Origin of the sequence: Pseudorhodobacter aquimaris, assembly GCF_001202025.1 — a bacterium.
GTDB classification, from domain to species: domain Bacteria; phylum Pseudomonadota; class Alphaproteobacteria; order Rhodobacterales; family Rhodobacteraceae; genus Pseudorhodobacter; species Pseudorhodobacter aquimaris.
Map to the genome: position 1 here is coordinate 59,469 of NZ_LGHS01000041.1, position 15,282 is coordinate 74,750.

Genomic DNA, 15,282 nt, shown 5'->3' on the forward strand with positions numbered 1-15,282 from the left:
ATGCGGGGTCGCCCTGCCCATTGCCCCGGCAAGAGGCTTGGCCTAGAACCGATGCCAAGTTTGATCGGGGTGCCCAAATGACAAGCGCTGTCATCATTACTGCCGCAGGGCGCGGATTGCGTGCCGGGGGCGATCTGCCAAAGCAATGGCAAATGCTGGGGGCAAGACCCGTGCTTGCCTATACGGTTGATGCCTTTCGGGCCTTCGGCTTTGCCCATATTATTGTCACCCTGCATCCCGATGATATGAGCCGTGCGGCCTGTCTCGGTCCGAATGTGGATTTGGTGACAGGGGGTGAAAATCGTGCGCAATCGGTCAGGAATGCCTTGGAAACGCTTGATCCTGAAACTGTTTCCACAGTTTTCATCCATGACGGTGCGCGCCCCTTTGTGACCTCCGGCCTGATCGCCCGCCTTCAGGCCGCGCTGCAAAATGTCCCCGCCGCAGCCCCCGCGCTGCCGGTTACCGATGCGCTTTGGCGTGGAGATGGTGGCTTGGTCACAGGCGTGCAAGACCGCGCCCATTTGTTTCGTGCCCAGACCCCGCAGGCCTTTCACCTGACCCCGATCCTTGCCGCGCACCGCGCCCATCCGGGCAATGCCGCCGATGATGTCGAGGTTGCGCGTGCCGCAGGGCTTGCAGTTGCCATCGTTGAAGGCGAAGAAGACAATATTAAGATCACTCTGCCCGGCGATTTTTTACGCGCCGAAAAGATTTTGGCACAACACCAACAGGAGGCTTGAATGGATGTAAGGCTTGGTAACGGCTTTGATGTGCACGCCTTTTGCGAGGGCGATCACCTTTGGCTTTGTGGTGTGAAGCTGCCGCATGGGCGCGGGCTTTTGGGTCATTCGGATGCCGATGTGGGGATGCATGCGCTGACCGATGCGATTTATGGCGCGCTGGCCTTGGGCGATATCGGGCGGCATTTTCCGCCCTCGGACCCGCAGTGGAAGGGGGCCGCCAGCCATATCTTTCTGGCCCATGCGATAGAACAGGCGCGGGCGCGCGGTTTTGCGCTTGGCAATGCCGATGTGACGCTGATCTGTGAGCGCCCGAAAATCGGGCCCCACGCCGAGGCGATGCGCGCGGCCTTGGCAGGGATCATGGGTGTGGATCTGGACCGTATTTCCGTCAAGGCGACGACCAGTGAAAGCCTCGGCTTTACCGGCCGCGAAGAAGGCATCGCCGCCATCGCCACAGCAACATTGGTGAAACCATGACCGCAAGTCGTATCCTGTCGATCTTCTTTGGCGTCGGGCTTTTGCGCCCTGCGCCGGGCACTTGGGGTTCTTTGGCGGCGGTGGCGCTGGGGCTGCTTTTGCATCGGATCGGGCATTTTCCGCTGCTGTTGGTGGCCATGATCCTCGTAACTGTAGCCGGATTTTGGGCCTGCCGCCGTGAGTTGGGCCACCGCCCCGGTGATGACCCTTCCGAGATCGTGATCGACGAGGTCGCGGGCCAGTGGATAGCCCTTTTGGTGCCCTCCTTCGGCTTTTGGTATATCGGCTTGGACAGCAGCAATTTTCCCTATCCGGGTTGGGTGGTGGCCTTCTTGTTGTTCCGGCTTTTTGATATCTGGAAGCCGTGGCTGGTGGGGCGGGCCGATGCGCGCGGCGATGCCGACGGGGTGATGATCGATGACCTTTGGGCGGGGCTGTTTGCCGGTATCGGCACCGGGCTTTTGGCCGCAATCGTGCATCTGGTGGTGATATGACGCCGACCGAAATCCTTGCCGCCGCCCGGGCGCAGGGTGTGACCATCGCCACCGCCGAAAGCTGTACCGGCGGGATGGTCTCAGCGGCGCTGACCGATATTGCCGGATCGTCGGATGTGTTTGACCGCGGCTTTGTCACCTATTCCAACGCGGCAAAAATGGCCATGCTGGGTGTTTCCCCCCAAACGCTTGCCCGATATGGCGCGGTTTCCGAACCCGTGGCGCTGGAAATGGCGAAAGGTGCGATGGATAACGCGGGCGTCGGGCTGGCGGTGTCCATCACTGGCATCGCAGGGCCCGGCGGGTCTGAGCATAAGCCCGAAGGTCGGGTCTGCTTTGGCATTGCACGATCAGGTCAGCCGACGCAGGTGGAAACGGTGGAATTTGGTCCGCTCGGCCGTGACGAGGTCCGGCTTGCCGCAACCTGCCATGCCCTTGGCTTGCTGGCGACGGCGCTGGCCTAGGGGCGGCCTCCGTAAAGCTCTTCGGCGCGGCGTTCAAACGCGCGGACGATACGGTGCATTGCCTCATTAAAGACCACCCCGATGATGCTCTGCAAAATCGCGTTCTTGAATTCAAAATCCACCATGAAATCAATCTCGCACCCACCCTCGACATCACGAAACGCCCAGGTGGATTTCAAATAGCGGAACGGCCCGTCCAGATATTCGGTGTCGATCTTGCGTGCCTCGTGCCAGAGGGTGACGCGGCTTCCGAAACGTTCGCGGAACACCTTGAAGCTGATCACCAGATCGGCCTCCAGCACCTCGCCGCCATCAATCGGGCGGCGCGACCGGATGCGCGCGGCAGAGTTCCACGGCAGGAATTTGGGATAGCTGCCGACATCGGCAACAAGCGCATACATCTGATCGGCGCTATAGCGCAGCCGCTTGGTTTCGGAATGGCGTGGCATATGGCAATTCTTATCCGCTTTGGCGTGACTTGGGGCATGGTATTGGATAAACAGGCCGGGGAAATCAAGGGGCTGACCATGCAATCGAGACCTTATGTCATAGACCAGATGATTTCGGCCAAGTCCATCGCCGCCCGAATCGAGGAGTTGGCGACCGAGATCAAGGCCCGTTTCGACGGCACCGAGAAGCTGGTGGTTGTTGGGCTTTTGCGCGGATCCTTCGTGTTCATCGCCGATCTGGTGCGTGAACTGGATTTGCCGGTAGAGGTCGATTTCCTTGAGGCGTCCAGCTATGGCGACAGCACAAAAAGCAGCCGTGAGGTGCGCATCCTCAAGGATCTGCGCGGTGAGATCGCGGGGCGTGATGTCTTGGTGGTCGAGGATATCGTCGATACCGGCTTTACCCTGCATCATGTTTTGCAGCTGCTCGAATCGCGCAAACCCGCGCGGATGGAGGTCTGTGTTTTGCTCGATAAACCCAGCCGCCGCGAGGTAGAGGTCAAGGCGACATGGACCGGATTCGAGATCCCCGATGAGTTTGTCGTCGGTTACGGCATTGATTTTGCACAGCGTAACCGCAACCTGCCCTATATCGGCAAGGTGCGGTTTACGGATGGGCAGTGATGCTGCCCGATCTGTTGCAACCGGGGATGAGGCTGGTATTTTGCGGCACGGCGGCAAGCGCGAAATCCGCGGCGCGGGGGCATTATTACGCAGGCCCCGGCAACCGGTTTTGGCCGCTGTTGTTTGAAACCGGCCTGACGCCCCGCCTGTTTACCCCGGATGAAGATCATCTGCTGCCCGCGCTTGGGATCGGGTTGACCGATCTGGCCAAGGGCGTTTCGGGGATGGACCGTGACATCCCCTCTGCGGCCTATGCCCCCGACCGGCTTGCTGCAGCCATCGCCTATGTAGGCCCAAAGGTGCTGGCCTTCACCAGCCTGACCGCCGCCAAAATCGCCCTTGGGACCCGCCATCCGCCGGGCCGCACCCGATCGGCGGTTTTTCCGGATCTGACCCTTTGGGTGCTGCCCTCGCCTTCGGGGGCTGCGCGTGCCACCTTCAGCGCGGCCCCCTGGCAGGCGCTGGCCGATCATATTCGGGCGATGTCATGAATTATCGCTGGTTCCTGCGTATGGCGCAATGGGTGCGAAGGCCGCCCTCAGAAGGGCATGTGAAACTGGTTCTGGGGGTCATTCTGATCTGTCTTTTGCTGTTCGGGGTGGAGTATTTCTTTGGCTGGCCAGAGGCGCTTACGCCCAATGGCGGCGGGCGGGCGCACCGGATGCCGGGCCTTTGATGAATCGGGCGCGACTTGCACGATCGCTATAAACCCGCCAGACTGGTCCAAACCCGTCCAACGACAGGAGCCCCGTGATGCGCCGTCTTATTGTTTCCGCCTCTGTTCTTGCCCTGATCGGCGGGGGCGTGTTCTGGTTTGTCACCGCGCCCAAGACCCTTGCGCCCGAGGTCACAGCAGGGTTGACCGGCGACGCCGAGGCAGGGGAGGCCGTATTTTGGGCGGCGGGCTGTGCCTCATGCCATATGGCCGAGGGGGCCGAGGGCGAGGCAGAACTGGTGCTGGCGGGCGGGCAGCGATTCCCCTCCCCCTTTGGGATATTTCTTGCGCCCAACATTTCTCCGGATCCGGTAAACGGCATCGGGGCATGGCCGGTTGCGGCCTTTGCCAATGCGGTGATGCGCGGCGTTTCGCCCGAAGGGGAGCATTATTATCCGGCCTTCCCCTATAACGCCTATAACAAGATGGACGTTCAGGATGTGGTTGACCTCAAAGCCTTTATGGACGGGCTGCCCGCCAGCAGCGCGCCAAGCCAACCGCATGAGGTCGGCTTTCCCTTTAACATCCGGCGCAGCCTTGGTGGCTGGAAGTTTCTTTTCGAATCAGATGACTGGGTGATTGACGGTGATCTGACCGAGGCGGAAACCCGTGGCCGCTATCTGTCGGAGGCGCTGGCCCATTGCGGCGAATGCCACACCCCGCGCAATGTGCTTGGCGGGATGGAGCGGGGCAAATGGCTGGCGGGCGGGCCGGATCCTTCGGGTAAGGGCAGCATCCCTAACATCACGCCTGCCGCACTTGACTGGGATGAGGTCGACATCAAAGCCTATCTGACCAGCGGCTTCACACCGGAGTATGATTCCGTCGGCGGGCATATGGTGCATGTGGTCGAAAACATGGCGCGGCTGCCCGAATCGGACCGTGCCGCCGTCGCGGCCTACCTCAAGCGTGTACCGTCGGTTTCGAACTGAAACTGGCGCGTTACTGCGCCAGCTTTGCCAATCGAGCTGCACGCATCTGGGCAAAATCCTCCCCCGCGTGATAGCTTGACCGTGTCAGGGGCGTGGCCGAAACCATCAAGAATCCCTTGCCGTAAGCAGCCGTTTCATAGGCTTTGAACTCATCCGGGGTGACGAAACGGTCAACGCGGTGGTGTTTCGGCGTTGGTTGCAAATATTGCCCGATGGTTAGGAAATCGACATCGGCGGCCCGCATATCATCCATCACCTGCCGTACGGACTGCGCATCCTCGCCCAAGCCGACCATGATGCCGGATTTGGTGAACATCGTAGGGTCCAGCTCCTTGACCCGCTGCAACAGGCGCAGGCTGTGGAAATAACGCGCACCGGGGCGAACGGTTGGATAAAGGCCAGGAACGGTTTCGAGATTGTGGTTGAACACATCGGGGCGGGCCTCAACGACCTTTTCCAGAACCTCGGGCGCACATTTCAGGAAATCGGGTGTCAGAATTTCAATCGTGGTTTCCGGGCTGCGATGACGGACTGCGCGAATGGTCTGGGCAAAGTGATCGGCCCCGCCATCTTCGAGATCGTCGCGGTCCACCGATGTAATCACCACATGGTTCAGGCCCAATTGCTGTACCGCATGGGCGACACGACCTGGCTCAAAGACATCAAGCGTTTGCGGCTTGCCGGTGGCAACATTGCAAAAGGTGCAACCACGGGTGCAGATCTCGCCCATGATCATCATGGTGGCATGGCCCTGCCCCCAGCATTCGCCGACATTGGGACAGCCGGCCTCTTCACAAACCGTGACCAGCTTTTGTTCTTTCAAAATCTCGCGCGTTTTCTTGTAGCCTTCCGATGAAGGGGCTTTGACACGAATCCATGAAGGTTTCTTGGGTTGTTCATTGTCAACGCGATGCGCCTTTTCAGGGTGGCGCTGGTCCGGCATTTTAAGGTCACGCAAGGTTAGACTCCCCGAAAAAATGGCTCCTTCATGGATACGCTCTTTTGCGGGCTGAGACAACCAGTACCGCGCCCGCCCGATTGCCACTGTGGCGGGCGCGGATCCTTACCCGATCATCGGACCGTGTTTGCCGTAATGGGTGTCATAATGCAGCCGCAGACGTTGCAAGGCGATGCGCAGCACGATCTTGCCCGAGCGCGCCGACCAGCCCATGCGTTTTTCCGCAACCTCCAGCCCCTCCAGAAAACAGCAGCAGCGCAGAACCATATCGCCAAGCCCCGGCCCCAGATCCCGCAGGGCCACCGAAACCCGTTCACGCGCATCCGAGGCCCCCCCGCCGGTTTTTCCATCCGGCGCAAAGCTGCCGCGATCGCCGCCAGTCAAGAATCGCTCCCAGTTCTGGGTGACCCGGGGGCCCATCTGTGCCAGCTCAAAATCCATCCGCAGCTGTTCGGCCGCCCCCACCAACTCGGCCGCCAGAAAGGGTTTGCCGTCGCGGTCGCGCCTGCGCGCCAGAACCTGAACCGGGCTTTCAGCGGCATTATAGCGCACCCGGCGCTCCTCTCCGGCCTCAGGCACATCGCGGGTGGCCCAATCGCGATGCTGGTCACCAAATTGGGCCGGCGCCTCGGCCATGCCCCCCGCATCCCCCGGCACCATCCGCTTATAGGCCGCGCGCCCGGCTTGTGTGATCTGATAGGTCGAGACCCGACCCTGCTTCTCACAAGAGATCCAGTCCTTCAGCGCAAAAGCCTGCGCCAAGCTGCGATCAATCACGGCAAGGCGCAGGGTACGCCCGTCAGGAAAGCTGCGCAAAACCGCCGCCTTATCCATATCTTGCGCAATCGCCAGCACGGTATCCACCTCGGCCAGACGCCGCAAAACACGGCGCCCTTCGTGCATGATTGTCGCATCGTCAATTTTCAATCCGTCTTGTCTGATAGGGGCTGTCATGGCAGTGGCATCCTTCTGGCTGATGTTGCAAGCGTCGTTTTCCTGCACCCGCCCGAATGCCGACAGCGCCTCATCCACCAAGGGATCATCGCGTCGGTTTTCATAGCGGCGTACCTGTCGCATCACGGTCGACGCATGGCATCCCTCACGGCGCGCCAATTGCCGCAGAGAGACCCCCTGCTCCGTATGGTCAAGGTACAGGCGTGCCGCATCCGGCAGCCATGCAGGCAGCGAAAACTCCGAGCTCAGGTTTGATCCCATTACAGCGTCCTGTGGTGCCTTTGCAGTTAGGCCATTGGTCCCATTCTGGACAGTCGCAACTCTGGGCAGCATTTCTTACCTGTTCGTTAACATCTTCGCTTTCGTCCATAATTGTTTCCAAATCATAAACAAATGCGAAAGCAGCGCGCGGTGGAACGGCCCAAAACGCAACGCAGGGTTGTAATGGTGCATGCTGGTGCAACAAATTTCAGGAGCACCAAATGTCAGACATCAGCACAATCCTTGCGAATCTCCGCCGTCCCCGTTTACTGATCCGCGCCGCACGCCACGGCATTCAGGATTACCGCCGGGATCGGGATTTGCGCCGGTTGATCAACGCGGTTTCCCCCCCCTCCCCCGAGGCGGCATTGGCCCGTTTACGCGATGCCGAGGAACTGGCAGAGGAAACACGTCGCCGTGGGGATGCTGGCTATTCCATCGCGCGCCACGTCGATCTCTTGATCGCAATGATGGCAGAGCTGCGCTTGCTGCGCAATCACGCCGGCGCATAAGGCAGCGCAACTGTTGCCTGAACGCAAAATGGCCCCGCCTTTCACAGCGGGGCCATTTTGCCAAGAACAGATGGCTTTAGGCAAATGCGTCCGGCATAGAGGCTTTTTTACGCGCGACATAATCATCAATCGCCTCGCGAATCCCCTCATCCAGCGCAGGCGCTTGATAGTCGCCAACCATTTTGGCCACACGGTTTGCCGCCAATGTTTCGGTATCGCGCGCGCCCTCTTCGTACCATGTCTCAAAGGGTTTGTAATCCAGCAGGTCTGACCGCCAAAACGCTGATTTGAAATTCTTTTGTGTGTGTTCGCAGCCAAGGAAATGCCCCCCCGGACCGACCTCGCGCAGTGCGTCCATCGCCTGCCCGTTGTCATCCATCGAAATCCCTTGGGCCAGATGATGCAAAGCGCCAAGCTGGTCGGCATCCATCACGAATTTCTCAAAGGAGGCGACAAGCCCGCCTTCAAGCCAGCCACAAGCGTGCAGCATGAAGTTCACCCCCGACAAAAGCGCCATATTGAGGCTGTTGGCGGTTTCATAGGCTGCCTGCGCATCAGGCAGTTTCGATCCACAAAACGCCCCGCCGGATCGGTACGGCAGCCCCAACCGGCGGGCAAGCTGCCCCGCGCCATAGGTGATATGCGCAGCCTCGGGGGTGCCAAAGGTCGGCGCGCCAGAGTTCATATCGATCGAGGTCACAAATGCGCCGAAAATCGCCGGCGCACCGGGGCGCACCAACTGGCTATAGGCCACACCCGCAAGCACCTCGGCCAGCACCTGCGTCAGGGTACCTGCCACCGTGACCGGTGCCATTGCCCCGCCCACAATAAAGGGCGAAATAATAGCCGCCTGCCCTGCGGTGGCATAGGCCTCCAGTGCGCCCATCATCGTCGAATCAAAGGTTAACGGCGAGTTGATATTGATTAAGCTGGTCAGCACCACGTTCTGGTCAACGAACTCCGCACCGAACAGCAGCTTGGACATTTCGACCGAATCTCTGGCACGTTCGGGTTCGGTGACCGAACCCATAAACGGCTTGTCCGAAAGCACCATATGCGCGCGCAACATATCCAGATGGCGCTTGTTCACCGGAACATCCGTCGGCTCACAAACCGTGCCGCCGGAATGGTGCAACCATTTCGACATATAGCCCAGTTTCACGAATTTCTCAAAATCCGCCATGGTGGCATAGCGCCGCCCGCCCTCACGGTCGCGCACGAAGGGGGGGCCGTAAACCGGCGCCAGCACCAGATTGCGGCCGCCGATTTCCACCGAACGCTCGGCGTTGCGGGCGTGCTGGGTAAAACTTGAAGGCGCCGTGGCGCAAAGTTTGCGTGCCAAGCCGCGCGGGATATGTACCCGCTCGCCCTTCACATCTGCACCTGCTGCGCGCCAACGGTCCAAAGCGGCCGGATTGTCGACGAAATTCACGCCAATCTCTTCAAGCACGGTTTCCGCGTTATGCTCGATGATCTCCAGGGCTTCTTCGTTCAGAATCTCGAAATTCGGGATATTGCGGCTGATGTATTTTGCCACGTCAAAGCTGACGGCTGTCCGCTCTGCCCGCCGTGCCGAGCCTCCCCCGCCCCGCGCCCTGCGCTTTGTACCCTCAGTCATCCTCAATCTCCCCAAGCCCTACGCAGTCTTGGTGCCTTTATGGCCCAACCCGGCGCCGCTACCCTTGCCAATTCCGTCATATACCACCCAAAACCGACATTGGGGCATAGGCATCACGCTGTTTCAATTTGGCAAAAACCGGTGAAATGAGCCAGCCGGCCATCCGTCGCGCCCATAGGGTTGCTTTGCCCTCTTGCGATTCTGTCGCGCCACGCTTATTGCCCACCCATGACACATCATGAGCGCCTTCTTATCATCGACTTCGGGTCCCAAGTAACGCAGCTTATTGCGCGCCGCTTGCGAGAGTTGAACGTCTATTGCGAAATCCACCCTTTCAATAAGGTGACGGACGTCTTTCTGGCCGAATTCGACCCCAAGGCGGTTATCCTTTCGGGGGGTCCTGCGTCTGTCTTTGCTGAGGGCGCGCCGATGCCGCCAAAGGCGGTGTTTGATCTGGGCGTGCCGGTGTTGGGCATTTGTTATGGCCAACAGGTGATGATGCATTGCCTTGGCGGGCAGGTTGAGCGCGGTCATGGTACCGCCGAATTTGGCCGCGCCTTTGTGACGCCAACACAGGCGCAAACCGATCTGCTGGACGGCTGGTTTGCCGCTGACCGCGAGCAGGTCTGGATGTCGCATGGCGACCATGTTTCCATAATCGCACCGGGGTTTGAAGTTTACGGCACCTCGCCCAATGCGCCTTTTGCGATCACCGCCGATATTGAGCGTCGTTTCTATGCCGTGCAATTCCACCCCGAGGTGCACCACACCCCGAATGGTGCGAAGTTCTATGAGAATTTTGTCCGCATCGCCGGTTTTGCCGGTGACTGGACCATGGGCGCCTACCGCGAGGATGCCATCGCCAAGATCCGCGAACAGGTCGGTGACAAACGGGTGATCTGCGGGCTTTCGGGCGGCGTCGACAGCTCTGTTGCGGCGGTTTTGATCCATGAGGCCATTGGCGACCAGTTGACCTGCGTTTTCGTTGACCACGGGCTGCTGCGCCAGAATGAGGCCGAAGAAGTCGTCAAGATGTTTGGCGAGAATTACAACATCCCGCTGATTCATGCCGACGAATCAGAGCTGTTCCTCGGCAAGCTCGACGGCGTGTCCGACCCCGAAACCAAGCGCAAGATTATCGGTGGCTTGTTCATCGATGTCTTCCAGAAATACGCAAATCAAATCGAGGGTGCGGAATTTCTGGCCCAAGGCACGCTTTACCCTGATGTGATCGAATCGGTCAGCTTTTCGGGCGGCCCTTCGGTGACGATCAAATCGCACCACAATGTCGGTGGCCTGCCTGAAAAGATGGGCCTGAAACTGGTCGAACCTTTGCGCGAATTGTTCAAGGATGAGGTGCGCGCGCTTGGTCGTGAACTTGGCCTGCCGCCGTCTTTCATCGGTCGCCATCCCTTCCCCGGCCCCGGTCTGGCCATTCGCTGTCCCGGTGAGATCACCCGCGAAAAGCTGGCGATCCTGAAAAAGGCCGATGCCGTCTATATCGACCAGATCCGCAAGCACGGGCTGTATGATGATATCTGGCAGGCTTTTGTCGCCATCCTTCCGGTGCGGACCGTGGGCGTTATGGGCGACGGGCGGACCTATGATTTTGCTTGCGCCTTGCGCGCGGTGACCTCGGTCGATGGTATGACGGCGGATTACTATCCCTTTAGCCATGAATTTCTTGGTGAAACCGCCACGCGGATTATCAATGAAGTCCAAGGCATTAACCGGGTTACTTACGACATTACATCAAAGCCGCCCGGCACCATTGAATGGGAATGATCCAAGCGCGCCCCGATTGAGGGCGCGCTGTTATTTCAGCGGCTTTTAAAGAACGACCCCAAAATTCCGCGCACGAGTGCCTGACCGCTTTTGGTGCCCAATTGCCGCGCAAAGCTCTTGGCAAAGGCGGTTCCGACGCTGTCGGATGTGCGGGCCTTGCGAGATGTGACCCGTCCCCCGTCATAGCGGCGCGCGGAATTGAACTCCCGGGCCTGAGTTTCGGCGCGGGCCTCTGCGGCCTCGGCTTCGGCCACTTCCTTGGCCGCGGCTTCGGCGCGGGCCAGCAAACGTTCATGCGCCGAATCGCGGTCAAACCGTGCTTCATACTTCCCCGCAACAGGGGATGCGGCCATCAGGGCGGCACGGGTCGCGGCATCAATCGGGCCAAGCTGGCTGCTTGGCGGGCGGATCAAGGTGCGCTCCACCACGCCGGGAATGCCTTTGTCCTCCAGAAACGACGTCACTGCCTCACCGGTGCCAACCTGCTTGATCGCCTCTTCGGTCGAAAAACGCGGGTTGGTCCGATAGGTCTGCGCCGCCAGCTTCAGATCGCGTTGATCGCGCGGGGTGAACACCCGCAAGGCATGCTGCACGCGGTTGCCAAGCTGTGCCAGCACATCATCGGGCACATCACCGGGCTTTTGCGTGACGAAAAACACCCCCACCCCCTTGGAGCGGATCAGGCGCACGACCTGTTCCACCTTATCCACCAAGGCCTTGGGCGCGCCGTCAAACAGCAAATGCGCCTCATCGAAAAAGAACACCAGCTTGGGCTTGTCGGGATTGCCAACCTCTGGCAGCTCCTCAAACAATTCCGAGAGCAACCACAACAGGAACGTCGAATAAAGCCGTGGCGATCCCATCAGCTGATCTGCGGCCAGAATGTTAATGCGCCCGCGCCCCCCGGCGTCCAGCTGCATCATATCGGCCAGCTCCAGCGCGGGTTCGCCAAATAAATGGTCCCCACCTTGATTTTCCAACACAAGCAACCGGCGCTGGATCGCCCCGATGGAGCGGGTGGAAACAAGCCCGTAAGTCGTGCTGATCTCGCGCGCGTTCTCGGCGATAAAGGTCAGCATCGCGCGCAGATCCTTGAGGTCATACATCGGCAGACCCTCATCATCGGCCAGCCGGAAGGCCACATTAATCACGCCCTCTTGCGCATCCGAAAGCTCCAGCAGGCGCGAAATCAGCAAGGGGCCCATCTCGGCCACGGTGGTGCGCACCGGATGGCCCTGCTTGCCGAACAGATCCCAAAAGGTCACAGGAAAGGCGCTGTAGTCCAGATTAAGCCCGATGGTTGCGGCCCGCGCCATAAAGGCGTCATGCAGCTTGTGGCCTTCTGATCCGGCCAAGCCGATCCCCGAAAGATCGCCCTTCACGTCCGACAGGAACACCGGCACCCCGGCGGCCGAGAACCCTTCGGCGAGGATCTGCAGGGTCACGGTTTTCCCCGTCCCCGTGGCCCCCGCAATCAACCCATGCCTGTTACCATAGCCCAGCAACAAATTCTGCGGTGTGCCATACGCCTCATTGCCGCCACCAACGAAAATACTCGATGTAATCGCCACGCATTCCCCTTTCACCCAAACCAGCCAGCCAGAGCAGCCCGCCAGCGGCTTCAAAATACATTGTTAACCGATCTGTGCCAGAGTGGTTTTTACCAAGGCGCGTCAATGGCGTTTTGGTAAGACTTCCTCCCTGTTGAAACTGGCCGCGCCGCTGTACAAGGCGCGGTTTTTTTGTGCGTTTTGAAAACTTTTTTGCTGTTGACCTGTGTATCCTATGGTCCTAAATTTTCCTCAATGAAGTCGGCCGGTCCGATGGGGAGTTGAAACCAAAAGAAAAGGGTCGGTACGCCGGCCCTTTCACATTTCCCCCTTCCCCGCGTTTCTTGACCAGCTTTCTTCAGCCTCGCGTATTATTGCCGTAGCTTGTTTTCGGACCTGACTTTGGCAAAATCCCATGCTATGCGGTATCTTATATCATTGAAGGACCGAAACGAATGCCCGTGACAAAAACCGCACAGCTTTTTGCAACTACCCTTTGTCTTCTGCTTGGCACGGCAGCCTTTGCACAGGAAGCCGCGCCTGTCGCCGATGCTGAAAACACTGATACTTCTGCTGTCGGCGCGCCCGATGGCCTGTCGATGGGCACACAAGAGCCTGCCGCAAATGATGGTATCGGCTCTACCTATATTGCCGAGACTTTTGGCACATGGGAACAGCGCTGCGTCAAAACCGAAGACGGTGCCGATCCTTGCCAGCTTTACCACCTGCTCAAGGATAGTGACGGCAATAACGTGGCCGAGATTTCGATCTTTGGCCTGCCAAAAGGTCAGCAGGCCGTCGCCGGTGCCACTGTGATTGTTCCGCTTGAAACCCTTCTGACCGCTGAGCTTTCTGTTACTGTCGACAGCGCTGCTGCCCGCAGATACCCGTTTTCATGGTGCTCCAATATCGGCTGCATCGCACGTATCGGCTTTACCCAGGGCGAGGTTGACAGCTTCAAAAAGGGCAATGCCGCCAAGGTCAGCATCGTTCCCGTTGTTGCCCCCGATCAAAAAGTTGAACTGTCGGTCTCGCTGGCCGGTTTCACCGCAGGCTATGATGCGGTAAACAAGGCCAACGGTAACTAAGTTCGGCAAAACGACTTGAAGCCCGCCACGCCGGGCGGGTTTCAAGGTTGCATCCCGTCTATGCCGCGAATAACCAAGGGTTGGATGAATGTCGCAAGGAGACCCCCTTCGGGACAAGATCATCGCCCGTTATGACGCCATGTCGCCCCAGCTTCAGCAGGCGGCGCGATATGTCCTTGAAAATCCGCAAGAGGTTGCCCTTGTTTCAATGCGCGCTCTGGCAAGAAATGCAGGTGTGCAACCGGCAACGATGACCCGACTTGCGAAATATCTGGGTCTGGTCGGCTATGACGATATCCGCGCCCATTATGCCCGGACAATCCGGATGCGTGCCGACGGCTTTGCCGCGCGCGCGGCGGAGCGCGAAGCAGACGCACAAGGCGAAGGCGACGGACTTGCGCGCCAGATGTTGCAAGGGATGGCCGCCCAGATATCAAGGTTAAGCGAGCCTGAACCGCTTGCCCAGTTGCAAACTGCCGCAGACTATTTGAACAGCGCACGGCGAATTTATGTGCTGGGCCTTCGGTCGTGCCATTCCGTCGCCTGGCATTTTCACTATGTCATGAGGTTGCTGGGAGAAAAGACCGTGCATCTGGACGGTCCCGCAGGCACCTCGGGCGATGGTCTTTTGCGGGCCGGGAACAAGGATGTGTTGCTGGTGATTTCTGTCAGCCCCTATGCGCTTCACACTTTAGAGCTTGTGGCCGCGGCGCGTGAAAAGCGCGTGGCAGTCGTTGCCATCACGGACAGCGAGGTTTCCCCGCTGGTCCCCATTTCACAAGCCACCATTCTGTGTTCGACAGAAAGCCAGACATTTTTTCACACATTGACCCCTGCCCTCGCGATTTCCGAGGTCCTATGCGGCTTGCTTGCGGCCTACGATCGTCAAGCTGCGTTGGAGTCTTTGCAACAGGCTGACGAACACCTGCAATCCCTTAACGTCTATGCCAATGCGATTCCGCGCCGTCGAATATGATCCTGCCGTATCACAGCGAATTCGGCCAGTGCTGGTCTCGTGCAAGGGGGCTGTTCTTTGGCCGTTATCCATCGGATGGCTTTGTGGTAGCATCGAGGCGGCTGATTTTCTCGTGGCTTTGTGCCGTTCTTTGCGCGCAATTTTTGCTATGAAGAAGATAAGAAATGGCAACTTGCATTGCCATGACCAGCAGGCCGTCGCGTAGCACTCCCCCACTGATGCGTAGTCAAGACGTTCGCCCAGATCATTAATGGCAAACTGATCCGGAGCAACTGATGGGGATCCCGCCGTGAGCCAGAAGGGAGTGATATTCAACAATAGTAGGCACCCCTCATCAGGTGACAAAGGCCCCTTGGCCTCAGAGCAAAAGGTTGCCTAAATACGTTGAGATGCCGGGATGCAAGTGTGATGCGTTCAGAGCTATCGCTCTCACAGATGCCTCGGCTTAGTGTTCAGGCAATCGACGTAAGTAGTGACCTACACGCTGTAACGATGCCCCGAACGGCGCTATAGGTTACCTGAATGAATCAGAACGATCGAACTGCACGAGGACCGGCGGCCACTTGGTCGCGCTCGATACGTGTGAAACTTCGAGCTTTACCTCACCTGGGCAGAATTGCAAAAAATCAAAGGGTGAACAGGTTTGCTGTGGCGAGGACCAAGGCTTGCCCGGCCAAGA

The 15,282-nt window shown here is 58.9% G+C and carries 17 protein-coding genes; 12 read left to right on the forward strand and 5 right to left on the reverse strand.

Features of this window, described 5'->3' with window-relative positions; genetic code table 11:
- Nucleotides 1–77: 77 nt before the first annotated feature.
- From ispD to AKU94_RS05575, 4 genes are read left to right on the forward strand one after another with little or no spacing between them, the layout of a single operon-like run.
- The gene (gene ispD / locus AKU94_RS05560; RefSeq protein WP_050526451.1) at nucleotides 78–743 is read left to right on the forward strand and encodes a 2-C-methyl-D-erythritol 4-phosphate cytidylyltransferase; all 666 of its coding nucleotides are present in this window, start codon (nucleotides 78–80) and stop codon (nucleotides 741–743) included.
- Nucleotides 744–1,223, forward strand: a complete 480-nt coding sequence (ispF, locus tag AKU94_RS05565; RefSeq protein WP_050526324.1) for a 2-C-methyl-D-erythritol 2,4-cyclodiphosphate synthase — start codon at nucleotides 744–746, stop codon at nucleotides 1,221–1,223.
- Nucleotides 1,220–1,717 carry a phosphatidylglycerophosphatase A family protein gene (locus AKU94_RS05570; RefSeq protein WP_050526325.1) on the forward strand — a complete coding sequence of 166 codons (498 nt, stop codon included), beginning with the start codon at nucleotides 1,220–1,222 and terminating at the stop codon, nucleotides 1,715–1,717. The genes ispF and AKU94_RS05570 overlap by 4 nt, the downstream gene beginning before the upstream one ends.
- A complete protein-coding gene (locus tag AKU94_RS05575) occupies nucleotides 1,714–2,181 on the forward strand; it encodes a CinA family protein (protein WP_050526326.1) in 468 nt (155 codons plus the stop codon). The genes AKU94_RS05570 and AKU94_RS05575 overlap by 4 nt, the downstream gene beginning before the upstream one ends.
- On the opposite strand, the gene AKU94_RS05580 is transcribed toward AKU94_RS05575, so the two are convergent.
- Nucleotides 2,178–2,630 (reverse strand): type II toxin-antitoxin system RatA family toxin, encoded by a 453-nt coding sequence (locus AKU94_RS05580; protein WP_050526327.1) that lies wholly within the window; start codon nucleotides 2,628–2,630, stop codon nucleotides 2,178–2,180. The genes AKU94_RS05575 and AKU94_RS05580 overlap by 4 nt on opposite strands.
- Nucleotides 2,631–2,708: 78 nt before the next feature.
- Here AKU94_RS05580 and hpt point away from each other — a divergent pair, with 78 nt between their 5' ends.
- The 4 genes from hpt to AKU94_RS05600 all read left to right on the forward strand — a co-directional run bounded on the left by hpt (nucleotide 2,709) and on the right by AKU94_RS05600 (nucleotide 4,901).
- The gene (gene hpt / locus AKU94_RS05585) at nucleotides 2,709–3,254 is read left to right on the forward strand and encodes a hypoxanthine phosphoribosyltransferase (protein ID WP_050526452.1); all 546 of its coding nucleotides are present in this window, start codon (nucleotides 2,709–2,711) and stop codon (nucleotides 3,252–3,254) included.
- On the forward strand, nucleotides 3,254–3,745 hold the full coding sequence (locus AKU94_RS05590) for a mismatch-specific DNA-glycosylase (RefSeq protein ID WP_050526328.1): 492 nt from the start codon (nucleotides 3,254–3,256) through the stop codon (nucleotides 3,743–3,745). Before hpt ends, AKU94_RS05590 begins: the two co-directional genes overlap by 1 nt.
- Entirely contained in the window at nucleotides 3,742–3,930 is a 189-nt protein-coding gene (locus tag AKU94_RS05595; protein WP_050526329.1) for a hypothetical protein, read from the forward strand. The genes AKU94_RS05590 and AKU94_RS05595 overlap by 4 nt, the downstream gene beginning before the upstream one ends.
- Nucleotides 3,931–4,007: 77 nt before the next feature.
- Complete coding sequence (locus AKU94_RS05600) at nucleotides 4,008–4,901, forward strand: cytochrome c (RefSeq protein ID WP_050526330.1); 894 nt, start codon at nucleotides 4,008–4,010, stop codon at nucleotides 4,899–4,901.
- A gap of 10 nt (nucleotides 4,902–4,911) precedes the next feature.
- Here the strand turns inward: AKU94_RS05600 and lipA are convergent, their stop codons facing one another.
- Nucleotides 4,912–5,844, reverse strand: coding sequence for a lipoyl synthase (lipA, locus tag AKU94_RS05605; protein ID WP_157056443.1), 933 nt, complete (start codon nucleotides 5,842–5,844; stop codon nucleotides 4,912–4,914).
- Nucleotides 5,845–5,964: 120 nt separating this feature from the next.
- Nucleotides 5,965–7,074 carry a DUF6456 domain-containing protein gene (locus AKU94_RS05610; protein ID WP_050526332.1) on the reverse strand — a complete coding sequence of 370 codons (1,110 nt, stop codon included), beginning with the start codon at nucleotides 7,072–7,074 and terminating at the stop codon, nucleotides 5,965–5,967.
- A 221-nt stretch (nucleotides 7,075–7,295) separates the two neighbouring features.
- Between AKU94_RS05610 and AKU94_RS05615 the strand changes: the two genes are divergently transcribed.
- Nucleotides 7,296–7,586, forward strand: a complete 291-nt coding sequence (locus tag AKU94_RS05615; RefSeq protein ID WP_050526333.1) for a DUF6477 family protein — start codon at nucleotides 7,296–7,298, stop codon at nucleotides 7,584–7,586.
- Between the two features lie 76 nt (nucleotides 7,587–7,662).
- Here AKU94_RS05615 and AKU94_RS05620 read toward each other — a convergent pair whose 3' ends face one another.
- Complete coding sequence (locus AKU94_RS05620; protein ID WP_050526334.1) at nucleotides 7,663–9,204, reverse strand: trimethylamine methyltransferase family protein; 1,542 nt, start codon at nucleotides 9,202–9,204, stop codon at nucleotides 7,663–7,665.
- A 228-nt stretch (nucleotides 9,205–9,432) separates the two neighbouring features.
- On the opposite strand from AKU94_RS05620, the gene guaA reads away from it, so the two are divergent.
- On the forward strand, nucleotides 9,433–10,989 hold the full coding sequence (guaA, locus tag AKU94_RS05625) for a glutamine-hydrolyzing GMP synthase (protein ID WP_050526453.1): 1,557 nt from the start codon (nucleotides 9,433–9,435) through the stop codon (nucleotides 10,987–10,989).
- Between the two features lie 35 nt (nucleotides 10,990–11,024).
- Here guaA and AKU94_RS05630 read toward each other — a convergent pair whose 3' ends face one another.
- On the reverse strand, nucleotides 11,025–12,554 hold the full coding sequence (locus AKU94_RS05630; RefSeq protein WP_050526454.1) for a helicase HerA-like domain-containing protein: 1,530 nt from the start codon (nucleotides 12,552–12,554) through the stop codon (nucleotides 11,025–11,027).
- Between the two features lie 440 nt (nucleotides 12,555–12,994).
- Here AKU94_RS05630 and AKU94_RS05635 point away from each other — a divergent pair, with 440 nt between their 5' ends.
- Both AKU94_RS05635 and AKU94_RS05640 read left to right on the forward strand, forming a co-directional pair.
- Nucleotides 12,995–13,627 (forward strand): invasion associated locus B family protein, encoded by a 633-nt coding sequence (locus AKU94_RS05635; RefSeq protein WP_050526335.1) that lies wholly within the window; start codon nucleotides 12,995–12,997, stop codon nucleotides 13,625–13,627.
- Between the two features lie 88 nt (nucleotides 13,628–13,715).
- On the forward strand, nucleotides 13,716–14,603 hold the full coding sequence (locus AKU94_RS05640) for a MurR/RpiR family transcriptional regulator (protein WP_050526336.1): 888 nt from the start codon (nucleotides 13,716–13,718) through the stop codon (nucleotides 14,601–14,603).
- Nucleotides 14,604–15,282 lie beyond the last annotated feature (679 nt).